22 protein-coding genes are annotated in these 26,808 nt (G+C 62.4%); 5 read left to right on the top strand and 17 right to left on the bottom strand.

The genetic code is table 11. The annotated features are described in order from the left end of the window. Positions 1-25 precede the first annotated feature (25 nt). On the bottom strand, positions 26-1,594 hold the full coding sequence (locus LNV07_RS24635) for a hypothetical protein (protein WP_263573861.1): 1,569 nt from the start codon (positions 1,592-1,594) through the stop codon (positions 26-28). Further along, complete coding sequence (locus tag LNV07_RS24630) at positions 1,591-2,460, bottom strand: ABC transporter ATP-binding protein (protein WP_263573860.1); 870 nt, start codon at positions 2,458-2,460, stop codon at positions 1,591-1,593. The genes LNV07_RS24635 and LNV07_RS24630 overlap by 4 nt, the downstream gene beginning before the upstream one ends. A 134-nt stretch (positions 2,461-2,594) precedes the next feature. On the opposite strand from LNV07_RS24630, the gene LNV07_RS24625 reads away from it, so the two are divergent. Further along, the gene (locus LNV07_RS24625) at positions 2,595-4,763 is read left to right on the top strand and encodes an NHL repeat-containing protein (protein WP_263573859.1); all 2,169 of its coding nucleotides are present in this window, start codon (positions 2,595-2,597) and stop codon (positions 4,761-4,763) included. On the opposite strand, the gene LNV07_RS24620 is transcribed toward LNV07_RS24625, so the two are convergent. The 12 genes from LNV07_RS24620 to LNV07_RS24565 all read right to left on the bottom strand — a co-directional run bounded on the left by LNV07_RS24620 (position 4,760) and on the right by LNV07_RS24565 (position 20,629). Next, positions 4,760-6,874, bottom strand: a complete 2,115-nt coding sequence (locus LNV07_RS24620; RefSeq protein WP_263573858.1) for a putative bifunctional diguanylate cyclase/phosphodiesterase — start codon at positions 6,872-6,874, stop codon at positions 4,760-4,762. The genes LNV07_RS24625 and LNV07_RS24620 overlap by 4 nt on opposite strands. Positions 6,875-6,983: 109 nt before the next feature. Continuing rightward, a complete protein-coding gene (locus tag LNV07_RS24615) occupies positions 6,984-8,474 on the bottom strand; it encodes an aldehyde dehydrogenase (RefSeq protein ID WP_263573857.1) in 1,491 nt (496 codons plus the stop codon). 20 nt (positions 8,475-8,494) lie between these two features. Beyond that, a complete protein-coding gene (locus tag LNV07_RS24610; protein WP_263573856.1) occupies positions 8,495-9,859 on the bottom strand; it encodes a DUF3138 family protein in 1,365 nt (454 codons plus the stop codon). A gap of 61 nt (positions 9,860-9,920) precedes the next feature. Beyond that, a complete protein-coding gene (locus LNV07_RS24605; RefSeq protein ID WP_263573855.1) occupies positions 9,921-10,817 on the bottom strand; it encodes an ABC transporter permease subunit in 897 nt (298 codons plus the stop codon). After that, the gene (locus LNV07_RS24600) at positions 10,814-11,740 is read right to left on the bottom strand and encodes an ABC transporter permease subunit (protein WP_318013804.1); all 927 of its coding nucleotides are present in this window, start codon (positions 11,738-11,740) and stop codon (positions 10,814-10,816) included. The genes LNV07_RS24605 and LNV07_RS24600 overlap by 4 nt, the downstream gene beginning before the upstream one ends. Before the next feature lie 25 nt (positions 11,741-11,765). Continuing rightward, positions 11,766-12,869 carry an ABC transporter ATP-binding protein gene (locus LNV07_RS24595; RefSeq protein ID WP_263573853.1) on the bottom strand — a complete coding sequence of 368 codons (1,104 nt, stop codon included), beginning with the start codon at positions 12,867-12,869 and terminating at the stop codon, positions 11,766-11,768. Between the two features lie 2 nt (positions 12,870-12,871). Next, positions 12,872-13,990, bottom strand: a complete 1,119-nt coding sequence (locus LNV07_RS24590) for a polyamine ABC transporter substrate-binding protein (protein WP_263573852.1) — start codon at positions 13,988-13,990, stop codon at positions 12,872-12,874. A gap of 115 nt (positions 13,991-14,105) precedes the next feature. Next, complete coding sequence (locus LNV07_RS24585) at positions 14,106-15,521, bottom strand: aspartate aminotransferase family protein (protein WP_263573851.1); 1,416 nt, start codon at positions 15,519-15,521, stop codon at positions 14,106-14,108. Between the two features lie 164 nt (positions 15,522-15,685). Next, positions 15,686-17,053, bottom strand: coding sequence for a glutamine synthetase family protein (locus tag LNV07_RS24580; protein ID WP_263573850.1), 1,368 nt, complete (start codon positions 17,051-17,053; stop codon positions 15,686-15,688). A gap of 87 nt (positions 17,054-17,140) precedes the next feature. Beyond that, positions 17,141-17,959 carry a gamma-glutamyl-gamma-aminobutyrate hydrolase family protein gene (locus tag LNV07_RS24575; RefSeq protein WP_263573849.1) on the bottom strand — a complete coding sequence of 273 codons (819 nt, stop codon included), beginning with the start codon at positions 17,957-17,959 and terminating at the stop codon, positions 17,141-17,143. Next, positions 17,956-19,266 (bottom strand): NAD(P)/FAD-dependent oxidoreductase, encoded by a 1,311-nt coding sequence (locus tag LNV07_RS24570; protein WP_263573848.1) that lies wholly within the window; start codon positions 19,264-19,266, stop codon positions 17,956-17,958. The genes LNV07_RS24575 and LNV07_RS24570 overlap by 4 nt, the downstream gene beginning before the upstream one ends. A gap of 43 nt (positions 19,267-19,309) precedes the next feature. Further along, positions 19,310-20,629 (bottom strand): omega-aminotransferase AptA, encoded by a 1,320-nt coding sequence (locus LNV07_RS24565; protein ID WP_318013803.1) that lies wholly within the window; start codon positions 20,627-20,629, stop codon positions 19,310-19,312. Between the two features lie 157 nt (positions 20,630-20,786). Between LNV07_RS24565 and LNV07_RS24560 the strand changes: the two genes are divergently transcribed. Both LNV07_RS24560 and LNV07_RS24555 read left to right on the top strand, forming a co-directional pair. After that, positions 20,787-21,257 carry an Lrp/AsnC family transcriptional regulator gene (locus LNV07_RS24560; RefSeq protein WP_263535310.1) on the top strand — a complete coding sequence of 157 codons (471 nt, stop codon included), beginning with the start codon at positions 20,787-20,789 and terminating at the stop codon, positions 21,255-21,257. 91 nt (positions 21,258-21,348) lie between these two features. After that, positions 21,349-23,142, top strand: coding sequence for a tetratricopeptide repeat protein (locus LNV07_RS24555; protein ID WP_263573846.1), 1,794 nt, complete (start codon positions 21,349-21,351; stop codon positions 23,140-23,142). Between the two features lie 15 nt (positions 23,143-23,157). Here LNV07_RS24555 and LNV07_RS24550 read toward each other — a convergent pair whose 3' ends face one another. The 3 genes from LNV07_RS24550 to LNV07_RS24540 all read right to left on the bottom strand — a co-directional run bounded on the left by LNV07_RS24550 (position 23,158) and on the right by LNV07_RS24540 (position 25,244). Continuing rightward, positions 23,158-23,358, bottom strand: a complete 201-nt coding sequence (locus tag LNV07_RS24550) for a hypothetical protein (RefSeq protein ID WP_263573845.1) — start codon at positions 23,356-23,358, stop codon at positions 23,158-23,160. A gap of 120 nt (positions 23,359-23,478) precedes the next feature. After that, on the bottom strand, positions 23,479-24,396 hold the full coding sequence (locus LNV07_RS24545) for a DMT family transporter (protein WP_263573844.1): 918 nt from the start codon (positions 24,394-24,396) through the stop codon (positions 23,479-23,481). Positions 24,397-24,443: 47 nt separating this feature from the next. Continuing rightward, positions 24,444-25,244 carry a ferritin-like domain-containing protein gene (locus tag LNV07_RS24540; protein WP_263573843.1) on the bottom strand — a complete coding sequence of 267 codons (801 nt, stop codon included), beginning with the start codon at positions 25,242-25,244 and terminating at the stop codon, positions 24,444-24,446. Between the two features lie 63 nt (positions 25,245-25,307). Here LNV07_RS24540 and LNV07_RS24535 point away from each other — a divergent pair, with 63 nt between their 5' ends. After that, a complete protein-coding gene (locus LNV07_RS24535; protein WP_263573842.1) occupies positions 25,308-25,847 on the top strand; it encodes a gamma carbonic anhydrase family protein in 540 nt (179 codons plus the stop codon). Further along, positions 25,840-26,802 (top strand): Hsp33 family molecular chaperone HslO, encoded by a 963-nt coding sequence (gene hslO, locus LNV07_RS24530; RefSeq protein WP_263573841.1) that lies wholly within the window; start codon positions 25,840-25,842, stop codon positions 26,800-26,802. The genes LNV07_RS24535 and hslO overlap by 8 nt, the downstream gene beginning before the upstream one ends. The last annotated feature ends 6 nt before the right edge of the window (positions 26,803-26,808 follow it).

The raw sequence follows: 26,808 nt of genomic DNA, 5'->3' as shown, positions 1-26,808 counted from the left end.
GAGCGCTCCGCATTTGCGGCCTCCCTCAGCGGGCGCGTCGAACTTGCCAGGCATAAGCCGTCAAGCCGGTCACAGCGGCCACAACAAGGTAGCCGCCGATCGAGAAAGCGTTGGCCGAACCGTTGAAGCCGAACGCGTCGGCCGGAGCTAAATCGCGTGCATTCAAGGCGATGTACAAGCCTCCCAGGTAGAAGCCCAGGAAGCAACGTGGGTTGCCGGTCAGCACGCCCAAAAGGCTGGCCAGCGCGCTCATGCTCAGTACACCAGAGATCAAGGCCAGGCAACGCAGCCATTCACCCGCGGCCGCCCAGCGCAGCGCAATCAAGCCCATGAACAGCAAGCCCAAAAGGCAGGCGGCGGCGAGTTGGCGCAGGTGGCGGCGGGCGGCTCCTCCGGGCATGGTTCCGCTCAGAAATTCGGTGTTGGCCTGGAAGTCTCGGCTGCTCAGGTCGCTGATCAATACACCCCAAAATACCGAGACAGGGATCAACAGCCCACCCAGCAGCTGCGGCGGCAGAGCGATGGCGGCCGCCAGCGACAAGAGCAACAAGGCCATCGACAGCGGCGAGCTCGCCAAGGTCAAGGCGGTATCGGCCAGCACTTGCCCGGCCATGCCGGGCAGCCAGGCGGCCAGCCGAAACAAGGGCTGGGCCAAGCGGCTCAATGGGCGCAGCAAGGTATTGATGACGGCCAAGGGCGAGCGCCTTGCTGCAGCCGCGCTGACCTTCACCCGGTCGGGTGAATAGCGGTGAAAGCAAAGCGTGGCCAAGAGCAGCGGGGTCAAGGCCAAGGCCAAGGTGAGCGAGCGCATCAGCAGCAGCGAGGTCGACCAAGGCAGTTGTTGCATCGTGACCGGGGCCAGCTTGGGATCGAAGCTGCTGAGTCCCAAATTAAAGTCGGTGCTGCCCAGCTGCACGCTCAACTGAATCACGCTCGTCAGCGCACCGCTGAAGTCCAGCAGCGTCCAATACGAAACCGCTTGACCGCCACTTTTGTCGACGCTGGCCAGCAGGCCCAGCAGACCGGCCCAGATGAAGAAATAGATCAGGTCACCGGCCTTGCCCATCAGCACACTAACGCTGTCAAACAGCGTGGCGCAACTGGCGGTGAAGACCAAAGTCGGCAGCAACACCAGCGCATAGCTCTGCAAGTAGACGCCAAGCTCGACCGGGCCGACGCCTTGCGTGACTTGAAAGAGCAGGGTTGAGGCCATGAAGGCGAGCACCAGGCCGCTCAGATAGGCCATGCCGGCTACGCTGCGGGTAAGCAAGAACAAAGTGTTCGAGACCGGTGAGGCGGCGATCACGCCGCCCAGGCCGCTGCGGATATCATCACCGGCGCGGCCGCGCAGCAGGAAGAAGCCAAACAGTACCAGCAGTGAGCCCAGCTCCGCCGCACTGCTCAAGGCCAAGGCGGCACTGGTGTTCAGCACGCGGGCGTCTTTCAGCACCAGCAAAGTTGTATCGTCCACCGGCGCGGCGATCACCAACCAGGCCAGACCCAACATCGCCGCCAGCGCGACCAGACTGCTCGTTCGGCGCGCGCGCAGGCGCAACTCGGTCAGCGCCAGCATGGCGAACATCTGCCTGTTCATGCCGCCAGCTCCAAGGCGGCGTAGCGGCCGGCCATCAGCGCCTCTTCCAGGCTGGGCTCGGCGTGCAGAGCGCCTTGGCAAGGTGCATGCGGGTGGGCGATGCGCACCGTCACCTGGTCGCCCTGGCGCTGGGCGTGCAAGACATGGGTTTTGCTGCGCAAGTCTTCGAAGTCAGCGCTGTCGATGCTGGCCTGCCAGATCTGGCCGCGCGCGCCGGCCAGGATCGCGTCGGGGGTTTCCATGGAGATCAATTGCCCGTTTTTCATGATGGCCAACTGACCGGCAATGCTCTCGACATCGGAGACGATGTGGGTGGACATGATGACCAGCTTCTTGAAACCCAACTCGGCGAGCAGATTGCGAAAGCGCAGGCGCTCCTCGGGGTCGAGGCCGGCCGTGGGTTCATCAACGATCAAGATATCCGGGTCGTTCAACAAGGCTTGCGCAATCCCCAGGCGCCGTCGCATTCCACCCGAAAAGGTCGCGGCGGGGCGTTTGGCGTGCTCTTGCAGGTTCACCAGTTCGAGCAGATGGCGAATCCGGGCGGGGTCGCGCACGCCCTTCAAGGCGGCGAAATATTGCATGAATTCCAAGGCACTGAGGTTGGGGTAGACGCCAAAATCCTGCGGCAAAAACCCTAGCCGGCGGCGGATGTGCTCGGGCTTTTTGACGATATCCTGGCCCTGGAACAGGATTTCGCCGCTGCTGGGCCGCGTCAACGTGGCAATCATCTGCATCAGCGTGGTCTTGCCGGCGCCGTTGTGGCCAATCAAGCCGACCACGCCCTGGCTCAGGTTCAGCGACACCTCATTGACCGCCCGGACCTTGTTGTCGAAGGTTTTGCTGACATGGTTTAGCTTGAGCATGGAGAGTCCTTTGGGGTGGCGCCGTAACAATGCCTGCACAATATTGGGACTTGAGCCCAAAGGCGCGGGCTTTGCGACAGGCTGCAGAAAGCTCGGCTTGCTCGGCTTGAAACCCTGCCCTTGAGCCACAACGCATGAGTCGAGAATTCTCCCTTGGACTGGGCCTGATCGCTGTTTGTATGCTGTTGCTGGCGTCGGCGCGACTGTTGCCGCAGCGCTCGCCTGGCTTTGCCGCGGTGGAGCAGCCAGCAAGCGCCGCCTCCTCGACGGTCGCGGCGCGAGCGCTGCCGCCCATGGCCAAACCCGCGGCAACGCTTTTCGGCGGCGCTGCGCGCATCAGCCTGCTCGCCGGCGACGGCCATGCGGGGGTACAAGACGGGCCGGCCGCACAAGCTCGTTTCGCCGACCCTTATGGCCTGGCGCTCAGCCCCTCGGGCACGCTGTACGTGGCCGATGGCGGCGCCAGCAACCGCATTCGCAGCATCAGCCCTGCCGGCATCGTCGCCACCTTGGCTGGTGGCGAGGAGGGTTTCAAGGATGGCCTGGGTGCGGCTGCGGCGCTGAATACACCGTCCGGTTTGGCCTTGGACGCCGCCGGCAATCTCTATGTTGCCGACACCGGTAATCACGCGATCCGCAAGATCAGCCCGCGCGGGCAGGTCACAACCCTGGCCGGCACCGGCCGCCCCGGCCACCGCGACGGCGCCGCCTCGCAGGCCTTGTTCAATGGGCCACTCGGCGTTGCCGTTGACGCCAAGGGCCTTGTCTACGTGGCCGATACCTATAACGATCGCATCCGCGTCATCCGCCCGGACGGGCAGGTCAGCACGCTGGCCGGAGCCAAGTTCCCTGGCGACAAAGACGGCCAAGGCAGCGCGGCTCGTTTTGATAATCCGACGGCACTGGCCTTGGATGCGGCGGGCATGCTCTGGGTGGCCGATACGCGTAACGACGCGCTCAAACGGGTCACGCCGGACGGCTCGGTCAGCACCTTGGTGCGCGGCAATCAGGAAAATGAAAAAGAGCTATTGCGCCGCCCGCTCAGCATTGCCGTCACGCATGACGGGGTCATCTACCTCGGCGTGATGCGGCATGGCGCGGTATTGCAGGTGTCGGCCAGCGGAGAAGTGCATAGGCTGAGCGGCGGCCCGAGCGCTCAGTTCGCCAGGCCCAGCGGCCTGGCCCTCTCGAGCCAGGGGGTGCTGCACCTGAGTGATGCGGCCGGCTATCGACTGCACCAGCTGCAAACGGTGGCGGCGGGCGAGGGTGATGCCGTATCGAGCGCCGACATCGGCCCGGCAGCCGATTTGGCCCTGCCCGACACCGGCGGGCGTTGGCCCTTGAAGCCTCAAATGCAAGCGCATGAGGTGGTCGGCACGCCGGGCGAGGTGCGCGGCCGACATGGCGGCGACAGCCGGGATCATTTGCATGAGGGTCTGGATGTCGGCGGCGCCGCCGGTGCCCTGGTGTTGGCCATGGCGGACGCCAAGGTCAGCAGCCCGCTCGCCACCTGGGCGATGGGCCAGACCAGCGAAGGCTTGTCGCTGGACACGCTCGCCTATATCCATATGCGGGTCGGCCGCAGTGCCAGTGGTCGCTTGCTGGATACCGAGCGCTTCTTGGCGCTGAATGATGAATTCGGCCGGCTCGAACGCATACGGGTGCGGCGAGGCACACGCTTTGTGGCTGGCGATGTGCTGGGTACGATCAATCCGATGGCCCATGTGCATGTGGAGTTAGGTCTTAACGGCTATAAGCGCAACCCGCTGCAACTCGGCTTTGTCGACTTTGCCGATCACGCCGAGCCCCATATCGACGCGGTGGAGTTTTTTGGGGCCGATGGCCGCAAACGCTGGCAGGAAAAGCGCGCGGGGCGTTTGCTGCTGCCCCGCCATGAATCGGGCCTGCAACTGGTGGTGGATGCCTGGGATCAGGTCGATGACAACCAGACCCATCGTCGCCTGGGTCTGCAGTCCTTGGGTTATCAACTGCTGCGCAATGACGGTAGTCCGGCACCGGGTTTCGAGCAGGTTCGCATGAATCTGGATTTCAAACGCCTGCCGCTCGACGACACGGCGGTCAAAACCATCTATGCGAGCCGCAGCGGCGTCACCGTGCACGGCAGCGCCGTCACCAGGTTCCGTTATGTACTCAATAATCAGGTGCGCGACGGCGACAGCAACTCAGGTATTTTTCGCACCAGCCATTTGCCGCCGGGCGACTATGTCTTGCGAATCTCGGCCCAGGACTTTGCCGGCAACCAGGCAAGGCTGGGGCGTGATGTGCTTTTGCGCTTGAATTAGCCGGAGGCAGCCGGCCTATATTGCTCGCGCCACTGTTCGAACGCCGGCGTGTCCATAGGCTTGGCGACCAGGTAGCCCTGCACCAGGTCACAGCCGGCATTGCGCAATATGGCCATTTCGGCCTCGGTCTCGACGCCTTCGGCGGTCACGGTCAAACGCAAGCTATGACCCAGTTTGACGATCGAGCCCAGCAGTTCCTGGCGGCGCGCATCAAAGTTGACGCCGTCGACAAAGCTGCGGTCAATTTTCAGTTCATGCACGGGCAACATTTGCAAATAGGCCAAGGATGATTGGCCGGTGCCGAAGTCGTCGATCGATAACTTGACGCCCAATTCGTGCAGAGAATGCATCACCTGTATCGGCTCCGGTCCGGCCGCCATCAGGCCCGACTCGGTCAGTTCCAGATGCAGCAGATGCGCCGGCAGCTCGGCCTCTTTCAGCAGCGATGCGACCCTCCCTACAAGGCCGGGGTCTTGCAGGTCCAGCGTTGACACATTGACCGCCAGACTCAGTTGCAAACCCTGGGCGTGCCAAGTCGATAGGGTACGCACGGCGCGCTCCAACATCCATTGGGTGATCTGGCGGATGCGGCCGGTATGTTCGGCAAAGGGCACAAACTCGTTCGGCGGCAACCAACCGCGGACCGGGTGCTGCCATCGCACCAAGGCCTCAACACCGCGCAGGCTTCCGTCCAGCGCCGACACCTTGGGCTGCAGGAATTGCCGCAATTGGTTTTGCGCCACCGCCTCTTGCAAATCGGACAGCAGGCTCAACTGCTGTTTGCGCGCAGCCTCCAGCGTCGGTACATACAGTGAGGCATGCGAGCGCATGCGCTTGCTCTCGAACATCGCTTGTTCGGCCAAGCGCAACAAGGCTTCGCAACCCTGACCATGCTCGGGGAACAGGGCCATGCCGATCGAGATGGATAGATCCAAGGTCTGGCCTTGCCAGCACACAATGTGTTGAACGGCTTGCAGCACCTCATTCGCGACGGTCTGCGCCTCCAGTGCGTTATTCGAGCCTGGCAAGCGCAGCAAGGCCACAAAGGTGCCGCCGGCCAAACGGCCCAGGCCCAGGCAGCGTTTGGTATTGAACAGCGCTTGCAGCTTGCCGGCCGCTCCCACCAGTACCGCGTCGCCGGCCTCGAAACCGAGGATGTTGTTGATGGCCTTGAGCCTGTCCACATCCAGACAAAGCAGCACAGCAGAGTCCTGGCCCTGCGGCAATTTCGACAACTTTTCATCACCTTGACGGATGAAATGGCCGCGCTGCGCCAGACCGGTCAGCAGGTCGGTATTGGCTTGGTGCTGCAATTGGCGCTCGCGGTCGCCGACCGCCTGAGCCAAGGTGTTGACGGCGCTGGATACCCGACCAACTTCGTCGTTGGCATTCACCGAGATGCGGTGCGCATAGTTGCCCGAGGCGATCAAGCCAGCACCGGCTTCGGTATTGGACAAGGGGCCTGTGATACCGCTTGTGACCGCCGCAGCCAGCCCCAAACCCAAGATCAGAGCCAACAAACAGGCGAGCAGCACCGCATTGCGGTCGCGCCCAATCTGCTCGCGCAGCCGGGTTGCTTCATCAAAAGCGGCAACCTGCGCGGCGCTGGAAAGATCACGGATGGCCTCAGCCAGGCTGCTCAGGCTGGCTTCGGTCTCGCCGCCCAACATGCGCCGCGCCTCTTCAAAATCGTCGGCCTCCAGCAAATCAACGTTTTCGCCGTAATGCTCACGGTATTGCTCAAGGCGGCCGCGCATGAGCACAAAAGCCTCTCGCCGTGGGCCGGCCGGGAGCCGCTCGTCGAGCTGCAGCATTGACTTGTTCAGGCGCTGATTGGCCGAGTCGATTTCCGTATAGGCGCGCACCCGGTTGTCCCGCTTGGTACTGATCAAGACCAATAACTTGCGCGCAGCATCTTCGGACCCGGCGCTGATGTCATTGATCAACTCCAAGGTCAGCGCCTGTTCGGACACCAACGTCGTCAAGGCGCTGGAAAAGTGAGCAAAGCGGCTGATCGCCATGCCGGCCACCAGCATAAGCAAGACCAGCAGGACCGAAAAAACCAGCGCCAGGCGTGGGCCGATTCGAAGACGCGGGAGCAAGAACGGCATGGGGGCTATGGCGTGACTGTGTCGGTGTATCTTAGAGCTTTGATGGCCGAAGCCAAACCCTCAAAAACACCGCTTTCGCCGTCAATTGCTTGCGGGCAACAGGGCCGCGCTAGTTGATCCGCAGCCAGGTTGTCTTCAGCTCGGTGTATTTGTCAAAGGCGTGCAAAGACTTGTCTCGCCCATTGCCGCTTTGCTTGTAGCCTCCAAACGGCACCGTCATATCGTCCTCGTCGTATTGATTGACATGGACGGTGCCGGCGCGCAGCGCACGGGCTACGCGGTGCGCCCGGTCGATATGGCTGCTCCAGACGCTGGCTTGCAGGCCGTAGGGGCTATCGTTGGCAATTGCGACCGCATCCGCTTCGTCCTTGAAACGCATCATGCTCATCACCGGGCCGAAGATTTCTTCGCGCGCGATCTTCATCTGCGGCTGCGCTTCAAAAACCGTCGGCTCGACAAAGTAGCCGCCGCTGGCCTGGCGCGTTTGTTTGGCCCCCGCGAGCACGCGGGCGCCGTCGGCCACCCCCGATTCGATATAGCCCATCACGGTGCGCAATTGGCCCTCGTCCACCAAAGCACCCATGACGGTGGCTTCGTCCAAAGGGTCGCCCACTGTGTACTTGGGTGCCTCGGCCGCCACCATGGCCATGAATTCATCGGCAATGTCTGCGTGTACCAATACGCGCGACGGTGCATTGCAGGACTCGCCCTGGTTGAAGAACATGCTGCCGGCCACGGTCTGCGCGGCGCGTTTGAGGTCGTCAAAGTCCGGGAAGACCAAAAACGCGGACTTGCCGCCGAGCTCGTTATAGACCCGTTTCAGGTTGGAGCGGCCCGCGTATTCGAGCATCTTGCGGCCGACCCTTGTCGAGCCGGTGAAGCCGATCGCGTCCACATCCCTATGCAGGGCCAGCGCCTCGCCGGCCTCATGGCCGAAACCCGGCACCACATTGAACACACCTTCGGGCAGCCCGGCCTGCAAAGCCAACTCGGCCAGACGCAGTGCGGTCAATGGGGATTTTTCGCTGGGTTTCAGCACCACCGAATTGCCGGCGGCGAGCGCCGGCCCGAGCTTCCAGGCCGACATGATCATCGGATAGTTCCAGGGCACGATGGCGCCGATCACGCCCATCGCTTCGCGCTGGATCAAGGCCAAGGCGTTGGGGCCGGTCGGCGCGATCTCGTCGTAGATCTTGTCGACGGCTTCGGCGTACCAGGCGATGCAGCGCGCCGCCGCCGGTACATCAACCGACAGCGAATACTGAATCGGTTTGCCCATGTCCAGCGTTTCGAGCAGGGCCAACTCCTCCTTGGCGGCCAGAATCAGCTCGGCGAATTTGAGCAACACGCGCTTGCGCGAGGCCGGCGGTTTACGAGCCCAACGCCCATCGTCAAAAGCGGCCCGTGCGGAGGCCACCGCAGCGTCGATATCGGCGGCCTGGCCCCGCGTCACCGAACCCAGGCTCTTGCCATTGATCGGCGAGATGCAGTCGAACTGCTCACCGCTGAGGCCCTCGACGCGGCGCCCGCCAATCAAGGGCCGACCATCGATCTTCAAGACGGCGGCGCGCTCATGCCAGTTGATGGAGGGCTTGCTCATGATCTGCCTTTTTCGATTATTTAGAACTTCACGACCACCGAGGCACCGAGCAGGTTGTTGCTCTTGGAGAAGCCGCCGTCCTTGAGTAACTCGAACACCGAGCGGTCGGCGCGGTCATAGCGATATTCCAGCTTGAAGGTGGTGTTGAGGTCGTAGAGGTAGTTGATGCCAAGGGACAGCGCGGTCCGGGTGGCGCCGCGCTCGGTGTCACCGAATAGCAGATCGCCGGTGTCTGCGTCGCGGCCGGTGATGGTGGGGCCGATGCCGTTGCGAGGGTCGGCGCCGAAGCCCAGCAGTCCGCCGCCGTTCTTGCTGTTCTTCAGGTAATCAAAGCGGGCGATCGTTTCGAAGCGCGGGCTGAATTTGTAGGCCGCCAAGCCGGAGAAACCCATCCACTCGGAATCACGCAAGGCGCCGCTGTCCGGGTTGGGCGTGATCGAGGCCTGCTTCTGGCCGCCATAACTGAGCTGGCCCTGCAGGGTCAAATCGCCTCGAATGTAGTAGCCATCGACCTCAAACAGATTCAGCATGGTGCTGCCGGTGCCACCCACACCGTTGGCGGCCTTGCCATGCACGCCGGCGAAGCCGAAGCCATCGAACTCGCCCTTGGCGTAGTCGACCCGGTAGGCAATCACCGGCGACTTCTCGCCCGCAGGCTGCATCGACGAGTTCAAATTCGCCAAGATCGCCTTGGTGATCCATTTGCCGCGCGTCAGTTCGACGCCGGCGCCGGTGTAGGCGGTCGGCAAGGTGAAATCAAATAACAGGTTATGGGTGACGAGCTTGTTGAGCGTCGGTTGCAGCATTTCATAGCCCGACCAGTCCGGCATATGGCCGGCAATCAACCTGGTTTGCAAATCACCCAAGGGGATCGATACGCTGGCTTCCTGGACCAGCCCGCCATTGCCAATCACCGCATCGGTGCCGCGGTTGGGAGACAAGGTCAGGTGCCAGCGCGTGCCGCCTTCGGTCTCCTTGAGCAGGTCCAATGCGACCGTGCCGATATAGGAGTTGTCGTAGTGGTAACCCCCGCTGGTGGCATTGGCCACATTGTTCAGAAACTGAAACCCGGCCCGGTTTTGATTGCGGTTGTAGATGTAGCTGGGGTCCATATAGCCGCTGATCTTCAGACTCTTCAGCCCCATCGCTTCCGTATTGTCTTCCAGCGCCTCGGTCTTTACGGCGATGCGATTGAAGTCCTGCGCCTGCTGCGGCGTCATGCCCCATTGAGCGGCGGCGGGCTTGGCTTCACTGGCCTCTTTGGTCTTGAGTCGCTCCTCCAACTGGTTGACCCGGTCGCGCAAGGCCCGTAGTTCCTTGAGAAGTTCTTCGTTCGACTGTGAAAACGCGGCGCTTGGATAGGCGCTTGCAATTGCCAGAGTCATTGCTGCAAGTATTGGGAATTTCATCAAGTTCTCCGGTTTGTATCGAGTTCATTCAGCACATTCATCCGCCCCTTTGGGCTGCGGCCATTTCTTCGCTGCGTCTGCGTTCGGCGCGTGCAATCAAGTAACTTGCCAGCACCACGCCCATTGCCACCACCACGATGATGACGGTGGCGACAGCATTGATGCTGGGGCTAACGCCCAGCCTTGCGCGGTTGAAGATCACCAAGGGCAGCGTGGTCGAGCCCGGCCCGCTCAAGAATGCCGACAGCACCACATCGTCCAAAGACAGCGTGAAGGTCAACAGCCAGGCCGAGAAAATCGACTGCGTGATCATCGGCAGCGTGACCAGCAAAAACACCTGCAAGGGACGGGCGCCGAGGTCCATCGCGGCCTCTTCCAACTGCGGGTTCAGCTCCGACAAGCGCGCTTGAATCACCACCGTGGCGTAGGCCATGCCGAGCAGCAAATGGCCGAACCAGATCGTCAGCACGCCCTTGGGCAGGCTCCACCCCAGGCTGGCCTCCATCGCCCGCTGCAGCGTCACCAGCATCAAGAGCAGCGACAGGCCGACGATCACCTCGGGCATCACCAGCGGCGCGTTGATCATGCCGGCAAACAAGGTCCGCCCGCTGAAGCGCTTGTATTTGACCAGGGCGAAGGCGGCGAACGTACCCAGCAGCACCGAGGCGCAGGCGGTGGCGAAGGCGATCTCCAGCGAGAGCCTGAGGCCGGTCAACATCTCGGTGTCGCCGCTCAGGTCAAGGTACCACTTGAAGGTGAAGCCGCCCCAGACCGAGGGCAGCTTGGAGTCATTGAAGGAGTAGACGATCAGCGCGAATATGGGCAGGAAGAGAAAGGCAAAGCCCAGCAGCAACCAGAGGCGCCCGAACCATTGGGTCGCCTTGGGGCCAAGCAAGGCACGGGTGACCTTGGTGTTAGCCGTTTGGGCGCTCATGACTTGGCTCCCGCATTGGCTTGACTTTCGGCCTGGTATTTATTGAACAAGGCCAGCGGCACGATGATCAAGAGCACCATCACCACGGCCACGGCGGAAGCCATCGGCCAATCGTTATTGCTGAAGAACTCGTCCCACAGCACGCGGCCAATCATCAAGGTCTGCGGCCCGCCCAGCAACTCGGGGATCACGAACTCGCCGACACAGGGGATGAAGACCAGCATCGAGCCGGCGATGATGCCGGCCTTTGACAATGGCACCGTGATGCGCCAAAAAGCCTGCCAAGGCGTCGCCCCGAGGTCGCTGGCGGCCTCCAGCAAACGCAGATCGAGCTTGGCCAGATTGGCATAGAGCGGCAGGATCATGAAGGGCAGGTAGGTGTAGACCATGCCGATGACCAAAGAGAACGGCGAGTTCATCAGCTTGCCCGCCACCGGGATCATGCCGGCCGCCAGCAGCAGATTGTCCAGGCCCAGGCCGATGATGGCCTCCGACACCCAACCATGTTCGCCCAGCAAGCCCTTCCAGGCGTAGACGCGCAGCAAGAAGCTGGTCCAGAACGGCAACATCACCAACATCAGCAGGGCCGGTTGGATAGCGGCTTTGGCGCGCGCCATGAAGTAGGCAAAGGGGTAGCCGATGAAGAGACAGCCGACGGTGGTGATGGCCGCGTACTTCAGGCTGGCCAGATAGGCTTTGATGTAGAGCTCGTCTTCGGTGATGAAGATGTAGTTGCTGGTCTTGATGGCGAGGCGCCAGATGCCGTCGGCGTAACTGATCAGATCCTTGAAGTGCACGGTCTCCATCTCGGAGACACTGATCTTCAAAACGATCAAGAAAGGCAGGGCGAAGAAAGCCAGCAGCCAGGCATAGGGCAGGGCGATGACCGCGCTGCGGCCGGTCAACAGACGCTTGAAAAACATGGGGCGCTGCATCGCTGGCCCGGCCTCAATGGGTCAGCACGACTTGCGCCGTGGGCGACCAGGAGGCCCAGACCTGCTGATCCCAGGTCAGCGGATCGGCCCGGTGGCGTGCCAGATTACTTTCACTGACCTTGATCATCTGGCCGCTGGGCAGTTGCAGGTGATAGACGGTGAAAGCGCCGAAATAGGACAGCTCGCGCACCTTGGCCAGGACCTGATTGAACTCGCCCTCGGGTTTGTCGCAGCTCAGCCGGATCTTCTCCGGCCGCAGCGCCACGCCTACCGCCATGCCGGCGCTGCCGGTGATGCCGTGACCGACATAATGTTTGCAGTCCGCGCAGGCTATCACCACATGATCGGGCTCATCGACCGTCAGCGTGCCTTCCATCATGTTGACGTTGCCGATGAAATCGGCGACGAAGCGGGTTGACGGGGTTTCGTAGACATCGGCGGGCGCGCCAATCTGCATGATGCGGCCCTCGCTCATCACCGCGATGCGGGTGGCCATCGTCATCGCCTCTTCCTGGTCATGGGTGACCATCACGCAGGTGACGCCGACGCCCTCGATGATGTTGACCAATTCGATTTGCGTCTGCTCGCGCAGTTTTTTGTCCAGAGCGCCCAGCGGTTCGTCCAGCAACAGCAGTTGCGGCTTCTTGGCGAGGCTGCGCGCCAGCGCCACGCGCTGCTGCTGGCCACCCGACAGTTGATGTGGCTTGCGTTTGGCGAATTTGCCCAACTGCACCAGCTTGAGCATCGCCTCGACACGGGCGGCGATCTCGTCTTTGGGCAGTCCGTCGCGCTTCAGGCCGAAGGCGATGTTGTCCCACACGGTCAGATGCGGGAACAGCGCATAGCTCTGGAACATCATATTGATCGGCCGCGCATAGGGCGGCAGGCCGGCCAGATCTTGCCCGTTCAAGATGATGCGCCCGCTGGTCGGCGTCTCGAAGCCCGCCAGCATGCGCAAGAGGGTGGTTTTGCCACAGCCGGACGAACCGAGCAAGGCGAAGATTTCACCCTTGGCAATGTCGATGGAGACACGGTCCACGGCGACTGCGCCGCCGCCGAAGTCCTTCACGACATTGTCGATTTGCAGATAGCTTGTGGACGGAGCGGCGCTGCTCATGCTTACAGACCCGTTTTGAACGAGGTGTAGATGCGCGTCATCTGGCGCCGGATGTCGTTGTTGATGGCGTCGGGCGCGGCCATCTTCTTCAGGTCGGCGTCGCTCAAGAAAACGCTCGGGTTGTTGGCGACCTCGGGCTTGACGAACTTCTTCGATTCCTTGTTCGGGTTGGCGTAGAAGACCTTGTTGCTCAAGGAGGCGTGCACCTCGGGGCGCAGGATGTAGTTGATGAATTTATGCGCATTGCCTGGGCGCGGCGCGTCGGCCGGGATCACCATCACGTCCATGAAGATGATGCCGCCGGTCTTGGGGATCAGCGCTTCGATCTTCTGGCCGGTCTTGCCGTCGATGGCGCGTTGGCGGGCGATATTGATGTCGCCGGAGAAGCCCAAGGCCAGGCAGATCGAGCCATTGGCCAAGTCATTGATATAGCCGGAACTGCTGAACAGGGTCACGCTGGGGCGGATCGCTTTCAGCAGACCGGGCACGGCGGCAAAGTCGCCAATCGACTTGGTGTAGGGCGGCTTGCCCAGGTAATGCAGCGCCGCGGGCACGACCTCGGTGGCGGAGTCGAGCAGGCTGACGCCGCAGCTCTTGAGCTTGGAAACGTACTCGGGTTTGAACAGCAGGTCCCAGGCGTTGTCGGGCATGGGCGTATCTCCCAAGGCAGCCTTGACCTTGTCCACATTGATACCGAGGGTGGTGAAACCCCACAGCCAGTTGACGAAGAACTCATTGCCCGGATCCAGCTTGGCCAACTGCGCCTGCACATCGGGGTCGAGGTTCTTGTAGTTGGGGATTTGCGACTTGTCGATCTTGCGCAGCAGCCCGCCATCGGCCTGCAGCTTGGCCCAGTAACTGGACGGCACGACGACGTCGTAACCGGTCTTGCCGGCGACCAGCTTGGCGTGGACGATTTCGTTATTGTCGAAATTGTCATAACGCACCTTGATGCCGGTCTCTTTTTCGAAGTTCTTGATCGTGTCTTCGGCGATGTAGTCGGACCAGTTGTAGACATTGAGGATTTTTTCTTCCTCCTGGGCCTGCACAGCATGTCCAAATAAAAGGCACGCGGAGGCGGCCAGAAGAGAGGTGACGGTGCGAAGCTTGGTCAGTTTCATGGAAATCATCCCCGGCAAAATCAAATGAAAATTGAACGACTGTCTATTGCCAGTCTAGGCAAGGCACGCGCGCTGCCCATACGCCAAAACCCGCAGATGTGGTGGGCAAGTCACGTCAAAGCAGGCCACGCTGCGTCAACTCGTCCAAGGTCTGGTCCAGGCAGAGGCGGATCAAGGTCATCATTTCGTCGATCTGCGGCCTCGTCATCACCAGCGGCGGCGCCACGATCATCCGGTCGCCCACCGCCCGCATGATCAGGCCGTTAGCGAAACAGTATTTGCGGCAGATCATGCCGACCTCCAGCTCGCCGGCGAAGGCCGTGCCGGTCGGTTTTTGCGCGCTTTTGCCATTGACCAGCTGCAGCGCGGCCATCATGCCGCAGCTCTGCGTTTCGCCCACCAGCGGGTGCTCGTTCAGCTCGGCGAAGCGTTGCGCCAGATAGGGGCCGATGTCTTCCCGCACATGCTCGACCACGTGCTGCTCGCGCAGCAACTTCAAGTTGGCCAGCGCCACCGCGCAGGCGGTCGGGTGGCCGGAGTAGGTGAAGCCGTGGTTGAACTCGCCGCCTTCCTCGATCAAGACCTTGGCGACCCGGTCGCCCACCAGCACACCGCCGAGCGGGATGTAGCCGGAGCTGACGCCCTTGGCAAAGGTCATCAGGTCGGGCTTGAAGCCCATGGTCTCGCAGCCGAACCAGTTGCCGGTGCGCCCGAAACCGCAAATCACCTCGTCGCTGACCAAGAGAATGCCGTATTTGTCGCAGATGCGCTGGATCTCGGGCCAGTAGGTCGAGGGCGGCACGATCACGCCGCCGGCCCCTTGCACCGGCTCGCCAATGAAGGCCGCGACCTTGTCCGCGCCCAAGGCCAGAATCTTCTCCTCCAGCCAGCCGGCCGCCTTGCATCCAAAGGCCTCGCGGCTCATGTCCTGGCCCAGTTCGAACCAATGAGGTTGCTCGATGTGGGTGATGTTGGGGATGGGCAAGCCGCCCTGAGCATGCATGCCGCTCATGCCGCCCAGCGAGGCCCCCGCCATGGTCGAGCCGTGATAGCCATTGATTCGCCCGATGATGACCTGACGTTCGGGCTGCCCCTTCAAGTCCCAATAGCGGCGCACCATCCGCACAATCGTGTCGTTACCTTCGGAGCCCGAGCCGGTGAAGAACACATGGTCGAAGCCGGGCGGGCTGATCTCGGCCAAGACCTCGGCCAGCTCGATCGCGGGCATGGTGGCGGTCTGAAAGAAGGCGTTGTAGAAGGGCAGCTCGGCCATCTGCTTGGCGGCCGCGTCGATCAGGCTTTGCTGGCCATAGCCGACATTGACGCACCACAGGCCGCTCATGCCGTCGAGAATCTTCTTGCCCTCGCTGTCCCAGAGGTAGATGTTGTCGGCCTTGGTGATGATGCGCGAGCCCTTTTGGGCCAGGCTCTTGAAATCGGTGAATGGGTGGAGGAAATGGCGGGCATCGGCGGCCTGCCATTCTTGGGTGCTGCGTTTGGCCGGCTGCGTCGGGGCTTTGGAGGAGCTCATGCTTATTCCTTGAAATGGAAGGGTAGTGAGGTCGGAGGTTCAGGACTTTTGTAGCGAGCGGCTGTCAGGCTAGGCGGACGGAGCGCAGGAACCGGAACGTACTTCCTGTACGTGAGGATTCCGAGCATCTGGCCAACGACGCATGGCGGCCGCGCAGTAAAAAGTCAGACGTGCAGCAGCAGATGCTCGCGCTCCCAGGGTGAGATCACCTTCATGTACTCCGCATACTCGATCTCCTTGACCTCCGAATAGACGGTCACAAAGGACTCGCCCAGGATCGCCGCTAACTCCTTCTCTTCACGCAGGAGGTTCAGCGCTTCGCCAAGGCTGCGGGGCAACTGGAAGTCGCCCAGATAGGCGTCACCCATGCACTCGGGCGCGGGTGCTATCTTGTTCTTGATGCCCAGATAGCCGCAGGCCAAGGTCGCGGCCAAGGCGACATAGGGGTTGGCGTCAGCGCCGATCACGCGGTTCTCGATGCGACGTGCGCTGGGGTCGGCCAGCGGTGAGCGGATGCCGACGGTGCGGTTGTCGGTGCCCCATTGGATATTGATCGGCGCGGCGGTGAAGCGGGCCAGCCGGCGGTAGCTGTTGACATAGGGTGCAAACAGCGCCATTGCGGCCGGAATGTATTTCTGCAGCCCGCCGATGTACCAGAAAAATTCCTGGCTGGGGCTGCCGTCCTCGTTGCTGAAGAGGTTGCGTCCTGTGGCCTTGTTGATCACGCTTTGGTGCACATGCATGGCGCTGCCGGGCTCGCCCGCGATCGGTTTGGCCATGAAGGTGGCGAACATATCGTGGCGCAAGGCCGCCTCGCGCACCGTGCGCTTGAAGAAGAACACCTCGTCCGCCAAGCCCAGCGGATGGGCATGGAAGAAGTTGATTTCCATCTGCCCGGCACCGACCTCATGGATCAGGGTGTCGACATTGAGCTCCATCTTTTCGCAGTAGTCATAGACATCCTCGAAGAGCGGATCGAACTCGTTGACGGCGTCGATCGAGTAGGCCTGGCGCGAGGTTTCGGCGCGGCCCGAGCGGCCGACCGGGGGCTTGAGCGGCTGGTTCGGGTCGGTGTTGCGGGCGACGAGATAGAACTCCAGCTCGGGCGCGACGACCGGGTCCCAGCCCTCGGCTTCGAACAAGCCGCAGACCCGGCGCAGCACCGAGCGCGGCGCGAACGGCACCAGCACACCGTGCCTGTCATAGCAGTCGTGAATGATCTGCGCGGTCGGGTCGATCGCCCAAGGCACCAGCCGCGCGGTGGTCGGGTCGGCGCGCAGATGCATGTCGCGGTCATTCGGGCTGATGACGTCGTAGTAGGGGCCTTCTTCGGGGAACTCGCCGGTCACGCCCATCGCCACCACCGCCTCGGGCAGGCGCATGCCGCGGTCCTCGGTGAACTTTTGCCGCGGCAAGATCTTGCCGCGCGCCACGCCGGTCAAGTCCGGCACCAGGCATTCGATCTCGGTCACGCGCTGCTCGCGGAACCAGTTTTCCAGCTCACTGAAGGTGAAGTTTTTTCTATCGACCATTTTTATCTCCGTCTATTCTTGAACCCCGCGCGGCATTTGCCTTGGGCACGGGGAGGGCCAGTACAAAAGAGCCGTCGAAATGGGGCGCTAGGTCTCCGGGTCGCGCAGCGAGTCGTTTTTCAACAGGGCAGGCAGCGGATGAACCTGATCGCGCTTGCCGTGGTACTCGCGGCAGGCTTGGCCGAAGGCCCGCAGCAGCGCCATCGAGTGCGGGTTCTGCGCCGCCTGCCACTCGGGATGCCATTGCACGCAGAGCGCAAATCGGCTGGCGTCTGCGATCACGCTGAAGGCTTCCACCAGGCCATCGGGCGCCACCGCTTCGATGCGCAGGCCCGGCGCCAGGGTCTTGACGCCTTGACCATGGAGTGAATTGACCTGGATATGTGAGTGGCCGAGCAGCGCCTCGAGCTGGCCGCCCGGCATGACCTGCACCGGGTGGGTGTCTGCATAGGCGATGGGAGGCGGCTGGCCTTCGGGCGCCCTGTGGTCATGCAGGCCGGGCTGTTCCTGCACCGCCTGATGCAAGCTGCCGCCTAAAGCCACATTGGTTTCCTGAAAGCCCCGGCAGACCGCAAACAGCGGCAGGCCGCGAGCCACCGCAAGGCGAATCAGCGGCAGCGTTAGCGCGTCGCGTTCGGGGTCCAGCGGCAGGGCGGGGTTGTGCACCGCCTCATCGAAATGGCTGGGGTGCACGTTCGAGGGTGAGCCGGTCAGGAAAATACCGTCGGCCATGTCCAGCAACTGATCCAGATCATCCAGCGCCGTGGAGGGCACGACCAAGGGCAGGCAGCCGGCCAGGCGCACCGCGTCGAGGTATTTCTTGCCGGCCACATGAAAGGGATGGCTATTGATGGCCACATTGCAGGCCGGCACCAGCACGATGGGTTTTGCTTCGGATCGATTCAAAACATATCCCTCAATCGGTAATAGGCCATGCCCAACACCAGTGCGGGCGTGCGCATCAGTTTGCCACCCGGAAAGGGGCGGTGGCGCAGCTTGGCGAAGCAGTCAAAACGGCCGGCGTCACCTTGCATGGCCTCGGCCACTACGCGGCCGGCCAAGCCGGTCAGCGCCAGGCCATGGCCCGAGAAGCCCTGCAGGTAGTAGACGTTAGCATTCGGCCCCAGGCGGCCGAAGTCGGGCGCGCGGTTCATCGAGATGTCGACGAAACCGCCCCAGGCGTAGTCCATCGACACGCCCTGCAACTGCGGAAATGTCGCCAACAGCCGTTGCTGCATGCTCTGCTTGAGATCGCGCGGCGTGGCGGTGCTGTAGCTGACGCGGCCGCCATAGAGCAGGCGTTGATCGGCGGTAGGGCGAAAGTAATCGAGCGCGAAATTGGTGTCGCAGACCGCCGCGCGCGAGGGGATCAATGCCTTCAGCCGCGCCGCGTCCAGCGGCTCGGTGCAGGCGATATAGGTACCGACCGGCATGATGCGCTGGCACAAAGTTGGCGCCAGGTCGGGGGCTATTTCTTGCAGATAGACATTGCCGGCCAGCAGCACTTGCCCCGCGCGTACCGAGCCCTGCGCAGTGCTCAAGCGCACTTGCTGCCCATGCACCAACTTCGTCACCGCGCTGTGCTCGAAGATGCGCACGCCCAAGTTCTTGGCCGCTTGGCTCAGGCCCAGGCAATATTTGAGCGGGTGCAGATGGCCGGATTCGCCATCAAAGCAGCCGGCGGCAAAGCGTGGGCTGCTGATCCAGTCCGGCAACTCATTGCCCGCAATCCAGCGCTGCTGAAAGCCATATTTCTGGGCCATGGCCTCGACGCCGGCTTGCAACTCCCGGGCCTTGCGCGCATTGGTGGCCAGGCTCAAATAGCCGCTCTGCCATTCACAATCGATCCCGAATTGCTCGCTGCGCCGGCGAATCAATTGGATGGCCTCCAGGCTCATCACCCAAATGCGTTTGGCTTCATCCAGCCCGAGCTGTGCTTCTATCGTCGCTTGATCGCAGGCCAACCCGGCCAAGGCTTGGCCGCCATTGCGCCCCGAGGCGCCGCCGCCCACCTGGCCGGCTTCCAGCAGCACGACCGACAAACCGTGCTCCGCCAACTCGATCGCCGCCGACAAACCGGCCAGACCGCTGCCGACTATGGCCACATCGGCCGTGACTGCATCGTTCAGCGCCGGGAAGCTTTCCATACGCGGCGCTGTGGCCGCGTAATAGCTGTTGCGTGCGAGTTCGCGGTCGATGCTGAGCAGACTCATGGCTAGGCGCTAGGCAGTCCTTGTTGAGTTGATGGCACCGAACTCAAGCCACGCGTTTCAAGGCGCTGCGCAGGGTGTCGATGATGTGGTCGATATGGCTGCGTTCAATGATCAACGGTGGGCTCAAAGCGACCGTGTCGCCGGTGGTTCGCACCAACACACCTTTTTCCCAGCAGTCCAGAAAAACCGAGAAGCCGCGCTTGCCCGGCTCGCCCGGGAGCGGCGCCAACTCGCAGCCGCCGACCAGACCGAGATTGCGGATGTCGATCACATTCGGCTCGCCCTTCAATGAATGCAGCGCCTCGGCGAAATAGCCCTGCATCTCGGTCGCGCGAGTGAGCAAGCCATCCTCTGCATAAGTGTCCAAGGTGCCCAAGGCGGCCGCGCAGGCCAGCGGGTGGGCCGAGTAGGTGTAGCCGTGAAAGAACTCGATCAGGTGCTCCGGCCCCTGCATGAAGGCGTCGTGGATGAACTGCTTGGCGAATACCGCGCCCATAGGCACGCAGCCATTGGTCAAGCCCTTGGCCACCGTCATCAGGTCCGGCGTGACGCCGAAGGTCTGCGCAGCAAACGGATTGCCGGTGCGGCCAAAGCCGGTGATGACCTCGTCGAAAATCAACAAGATGCCGTGCTTGTCGCAGATCTCGCGCAGCCGCTGCAGATAGCCTTGCGGCGGAATCAGCACGCCGGTGGAGCCCGCAATCGGCTCTACGATCACCGCCGCAATCGTCGAAGCATCGTGCAGCGCAATGAGGTTCTCCAGGTCATTGGCAAACTCGGCGCCATGGGCCGGTTGGCCGACCGAGAAGGCATTGCGTGCCGGGTCATGGGTATGTTTGATATGGTCAACGCCGGCCAACATGGAGCCGAACATCTTGCGGTTGCCGACCATGCCGCCGACCGAGATGCCGCCGAAATTGACGCCGTGATAGCCGCGCTCGCGGCCGATCAAGCGGGTGCGTGCGCCTTCGCCGCGCACGCGGTGGTAGGCGATCGCCATCTTCAGCGCCGTCTCCACCGCCTCCGAGCCGGAGTTGGTAAAGAAGGCCTTGTTGAGGCCGGCCGGGGTCAGCTCGACCAGACGTTCGGCCAACTCGAAGGCCTTGGGGTGAGCCATCTGGAATGGCGGCGCAAAGTCCAACTCGGCCGCCTGCTTCTGAATTGCCTCGACGATGCGGGGGCGATTGTGGCCGGCGTTGACGCACCACAGGCCGGCAATGCCGTCCAAGACCCTGCGGCCCTTGTCGTCGGTGAAATACATGCCGTCGGCACCGGTGAGCATGCGCGGGGCCTGCTTGAACTGGCGGTTGGCCGTGAACGGCATCCAATAGGCGTCGAGTTTTGCGTCGAGTTGGGTGGACATTTTTGCGGCCTTGTTTGAGTGCATGGGGCAGGGCCCCGAATGCCTAACAGTCTAGTCAAGCGGCGACGCAATAGGTGAGCGCTTTGGATGGGCGTAAACCCGATGTTTTGCAATTCGACGTCATAATTTCGACATCTTCTGGTCGGATATGCGAAATATGAGTTCTGAAGTGAAATTGGATGCGATTGATCGCAATATCCTGAACGAGTTGCAGAAGGATGGCCGGCTACCCAATGTGGAGCTGGCGCAGCGCGTGCATCTGTCGCCATCGGCCTGCCTGCGGCGCGTCAAGCATCTGGAGGATGCCGGCGTGATTGCCCAATATGTGGCCCTGGTCAACCCGCGCGCGGTCGGCAAGCAAGGCATCAGCTACACCATCATCAACCTGGAGCGCATGACGACGGCGGCCTTGGCCGCATTCGAGGGGGCGGTGCTGGCCAGCCCGGATATTCTCGACTGCTTTTATGTGGCCGGCACCAATGACTATGTGATCCGCTTCGCCTACAAGGATGCCGAGGATCTGGAGCGCTTTCACACCGATGTGCTGATGCAACTGCCCGAGGTGGCGCGCTCCAATTCGATGCTGGTGCTGAGGACGATCAAACGGACGACGGCGTTCAATCTCTAGGCTTGTGCTTGTGCTTGTGCTTGTGCTTACGCTTCGGCTGATTTGCGCGCCAGACCCACTCGCTGTACGTCTGGACTTAGGTCTGAGCCTCATGACCAAATTCAATCTGCTCAGCGGCCAAGCCTGCTACGCTGCCGAGCTTGACCCGCCGGGAGCACGACAGATGATGACCCTTAAGCTCAGCCGCAGCACGCTAGGTGCAGCCCTCGTTTCGCTGCTTGCCGCCTGTGCACTGGGGCCGCTGCAGCCCGATTTGGGCGCCCGCGCGCCGGTGCTGAATGGCTTTGGCGACTTGCAATTGCCGCCGGTTTCGGCGTCGCCCGAGGTCCAGCGCCGGTTCACGCAGGGCGTGCTGCAGGCCTATGCCTTCAATGAGGTCGAGGCGGTGCGCATGTTCAAGGCCGCACTCGCGCAAGACCCGGCCTGCGCCATGTGCGCCTGGGGTGTGGCCTGGCAACTGGGCCCCAATATCAACAATCACGGCAGAGCGCAGGCCGGCGAGGCGCTGCGTTATCTGGACTACGCGCTGCGCCATGCCGCTACGCTGACGACTCGTGACCGAACCCTGATCGACGCCTTTGCGTTACGCTACGGTCATGCATCCCAAGCGCGTGAGACCGCGCCGCTGACGGCCGAGGTTTGCGGCAGCAAGGGCGCTGGGGAGTCGGGCGAAGACTACGAGCCGCCTCATCCGCTGGATCTGGCCTATGCGGCCAAGATGCGCCAAATGCAGCTGGCCGCGCCCGACGATGCCGAGATCTTGGCGCTCTATGCCGAGGCCGAGATGATCGCCACGACGGTGGATTGGTGGAATGACAAAACCGGCGCGGCCGGTGGCCGCATGGGCGAGGTGACGACGCTGCTGGAGCACGGCTTGCAGCGCCACCCTCAACATACCGGCCTCAACCATTACCTGGTGCATGCCGCCGATTCGGCGACCAGCGCGCAGCGCGCGGTGGCGGCCGCCGATCGCTTGGGTGCTTTGGCCCCCGCCTCACCGCATCTGCTGCACATGCCCTCGCATATCTATGTCCGTGTCGGCAGATATGGTGACGCGGCCCAGGTCAACGAGCAGGCGCTAGCCGCCGATTTGACGCTCTTCGATGTGCAAAAAGCGCAAGGCTTCACGGTCAGCAAGGATTGGCGCAACCATGATCAGCATTTCCTCTGGTTTGCAGCCCTGATGCAAGGTCGCGGCGACGCCAGCCTGCAGGCCGCGCGCGGTGTCGCCGAGCGCATCGCCAAGGATGAGGAGGGCAGTTACACCGAATACCGACGCAGTCTGGCCTTGATGGCCTTGCTGCGCCTCGAGCGCTGGGATGCCGTCTTGGCCGAGCCCTTGCCGAGCGGCAACATGGGCTTGGCCCAAACCTTGGGACAGCAAGCTCATGGCGTGGCTTATGCACGCACGCGGCGGCTCGCTGAAGCACGTGCCGCGCTCGCGCGGGCCGAGGCCGGCGCGTCCGACGTCGCCAAGGCGCATGCCAAACCGAACGGCTTCGACCGCACCTTGCGTGAGATAGCTCAGGCCGCCACAGGTCGACTGCGGGCCGAAATCGCGCTGGCCGAAGGTCGCACCGACGAAGCGCTGAAGGCGCAGGCTCAGGCTGTTGCGGCGTCTCAGCGTGCCTACGACAGCGAGCCGCCGATGTTGGCGGCCGGGGCCCGATTGGTGCTCGGCGATATGCAGCTACGCGCCGGCCTGGCAGGCGAGGCCGAACAAACTTTTCGCGCGGATTTGCTCACTCAGCCGGGCAGCGGCTGGGCCCTTGCCGGCTTGACCAAGGCCTTGCGTGCGCAGGGGCGAGAGGCGGATGCTCGGGCGCTACAGACCCAGTTGACGCTGGCTTGGCGCGATGCCGATGCAGCCTTGTTGGCGCGTTGAACCGATGTGAGTCGCTTAGGCGCCCAGAATCGAGTTGGCCAGCGTCAGGCCGGACAGGATCACCAAGGCGGCCATGGTCACTTGCTCCATGGTGATGGCGCGCGGCTGCTCAGCGAAGCCGCCTGCAGTATTGTTCCCAAAGGCCAGGGTGCCAGGAGCCTTGGCGATGAAAGATTGAGTGGGCTTGACCAGGAAATTGGAAATGAAAGCGAACATTTGGTTTTCTTCTCGACGATGGGGTTCTGAACCGGTGCTAAGGCCTAGCCTCTTGTGCACCAACGCCGTCAGTATCGCTGGGATTAGTGAAAACCCTATGACAAAAATACGGGAAAACCCTTAATTTTGCGTGAGCCGTGAATTAATGCTGCTGTGCAGCATTACCAGCGCGGGGATCAACTGCACCGCCAGCATGCTGGCGAAGATCAAGCCACAGCCGAGCAGGCCCGCGGGGCCGAGGCGGTCGCCCATCAGGTAGTAGCCAAACAGCGCGGCGAACAGGGTTTCGGACGACAAGATGATGGCCGCGTCGGCCGCATGCGCGTAACGCTGGGCAACGACTTGTGCCGTGAAAGCCACGCCTACCGACATCACGCCGGTGTACATCAAGGGCCAGGCGGCCGCCTCCAGCGCGGCCCAACTCAGCGGCTCATAGACCATCGCCCAAGCCAATGCGAGCAGGCCGCAGACCGCGAACTGCCCCCCGGCGACCAGGAAGGGCGCTTCCATCCGGTCCGCCACGCGCCCCACCAGCACCACATGAAAAGCCCAGGGCAGGGCCGAGCAAATCACCCACAAATCGCCGGGGCCGATCGTCAGACGCTCCGCGCCCGACAGCAAAAACGCACCCGCAAGGCAAGCCAGCGCCGCCGGCCAGACCGACCAATGCGGCAAATGCCGCCACAGCAACCAGCCCAGCACCGGCACCAGCGGCACATAGAGGGCGGTCAAAAAACCGGCATTGGTCACCGTCGTGCTCTTGATGCCGATCTGCTGCATCGCCGCCCCCAGCAGCAAGAGGCTGCCCAGACCGGCAATCTTGGCGCCGTCAATCCGCCGCAGCGGCCGGCCTTTTCGCGCCAGGCCGCGCCATTCAAACCACATCAAGGGCGCCACCATCAGCGCTCCGATCAAGAAGCGCACGCCGGTGAAGGCCATCGGCCCGAGATGCTGCATGCCATGGCTTTGCGCCACAAAAGCCGAACCCCAGATCAGGGCGATAACGATAAGGAGTAAATTGGCTTGGACGCGGGACATCGGGGACGATTTTCTTTAGGCACAGCCTTTGATTATCGAGGACAGGCTCAAGTGCGCGCCCAAGCATCCAGATAGTCCAACTCCTCGGCGCTGAAGCCGGCCGCCTCGCGTGCACTGCGGTTGAAGGGCGGGCGCAGGCGCGGCGCCTCGTAGCGAAGCACCAAATCCGGGTAAAGAGCTATCGGATCCAGCCCTTGCTGCTCACAGAGATAGCGATACCAATGATTGCCGATCAGCACATGGCCGACCTCGTCACGCAGAATCACTTCAAGAATCTCCACCGCCCGCTTGTCGCCGGCTCGGGCCAGCTTGGCCTGCAGCGGCGGGGTGGCGTCCAAGCCGCGCGCCTCCAAGGTGCGAGGCACCAGGGCCATGCGGGCCAGCACGTCGCCGGCGGTGCGTTCGGCCATCGTCCACAGGCCGTCATGGGCGTCGAAGTCGCCGTACACATGACCCAGCGTTTGCAAATGCCCGTGCAGCAAATTGAAGTGCAGCGCCTCTTCGGCGGCGATTCTGAGCCAGTCCAGATAGAACTGGCGCGGCATGCCGGCAAAGCGCCAGACCACGTCCAGCGCCAGATTGATCGCGTTGAACTCGATGTGTGCGATGGCGTGCAGCAAGGCCGCACGGCCTTCCACCGTGAACGGTGAACGATTGGGGACCTGCAGCGCCGACATCAGCCGCGGCCGACTCGGCCGGCCCGGCACGCCCTCGGGGCGCTCAATCAGCAATTCTTCATCAAGCCTTTGCCCGGCCAGCACCTGGGCATAGAGCTCCTGGGCGGCGGCGACCTTCTCGGCCGGATCTTGCAAACATAAAACCTTCAGTGCGAGCGTGCGAGTTTCCATGGATGCAATTATCGATGCCCATGCTCAAGCACTTAAAATCGCTCCTTTTTGCCAGGGGCTCGAATGGCCGTCTATCAGTTGGATGAATTTGTGCCCGAGCTTGCCGACTCGGCCTGGGTGGCGGAGAGCGCCGAGCTCATCGGCCGTGTCAGCTTAGGGCCTGAGGTGTCGGTCTGGTTCAAGGCGGTGCTGCGCGGCGACAGCGAACAGCTGACGATAGGTGCCGGCACGAATATCCAGGACGGCTCGGTCCTGCATGCCGATCACGGCTTCCCGCTGGTCTTGGGGCAGGGCGTGACGGTCGGCCATCAATGCATGCTGCATGGCTGCACGGTCGGTGACTATTCCTTGATCGGCATAGGAGCGATCGTGCTGAACGGCGCTCGCATCGGTAAAAATTGCCTGGTCGGCGCGGGTGCCTTGGTGACCGAGGGCAAGGAATTCCCGGACGGCTCCTTGATTGTCGGCAGCCCGGCCAAGGTCGTGCGCCCATTGACCGCCGAGCAAATTGAAGGGCTCAAGGCCAGTGCCGCCCATTACATCCAGAATGGCCGGCGCTATGCGCAAGGCCTGAAGAAACTAACTCCGAATTCCCATGAGTGAACTGCATAAATTTTTATTCGAAGGTCTGCCGGTACGCGGCATGCTGGTGCGTTTGACCGACAGTTGGCGCGAGGTCTTGCAGCGCCGCGCGGGCGTAGGCGCGCATCCGCCCGAACTGCGTGCGCTGCTCGGCGAAATGGCGGCCGCGGCGGTCTTGATGCAGTCCAATATCAAGTTCAATGGCGCTTTGGTGCTGCAGGTGTTTGGCGACGGCCCGGTCAAGTTGGCCGTCGCCGAGGTGCAACCGGATTTGAGCTTTCGCGCCACCGCCAAGCTGGTCGGCGAGGTGCCTGCAGGTGCGCAGTTAGAGGCGATGCTGAATGTGCACGGCCAGGGCCGTTGCGCGATCACGCTCGACCCCAAGGATCGCCTGCCGGGTCAGCAACCCTATCAAGGCGTGGTGCCCTTGCATGGCGACCAAAAAGAGCCGCTGCAAAAGCTCTCGGAGGTGCTGGAACATTACATGCTGCAGTCCGAGCAGTTGGACACCAAGATGATTCTGTTCGCCAACGACGAAATCGCCGCCGGCTTGTTGATTCAGCGCCTGCCTATGCAGGGTGAAGGCAACTTGGAGGGGCAGGGCGCGCGTAACGAAGACGACATCGGCCTGTCCGACGCCTTCAATCGCATCAGCATCCTGGCCTCCACCTTGACCGCCGATGAGTTGTTGGGCCTGGACGCCGAGACCGTGTTGCGGCGCTTGTTCTGGGAAGAGTCGGTGCGCCGTTTCGAGCCCCTAGCGCCCAAATTTGCCTGCAACTGTTCGCCCGAACGCGTCGGGCAGATGCTCAAGGGCCTGGGTCGCGAGGAGTTGGATTCGGTGTTGGCCGAGCGCGGCAATGTCGAGATTGGCTGCGAATTCTGCGGCCGGCAATACCATTACGACGCGGTTGATGTCGGCGAGTTGTTTGCGTCGGATCTTGCGCAAGCGGGCGGCAGCGGCACGGTGCAGTGAGTGGCT

Origin of the sequence: Roseateles oligotrophus (assembly GCF_025717515.1) — a bacterium.
In the GTDB taxonomy this organism is placed as follows: Bacteria; Pseudomonadota; Gammaproteobacteria; order Burkholderiales; family Burkholderiaceae_C; genus Paucibacter_A; species Paucibacter_A oligotrophus.
This window is presented reverse-complemented; position numbering and strand designations above follow the sequence as displayed.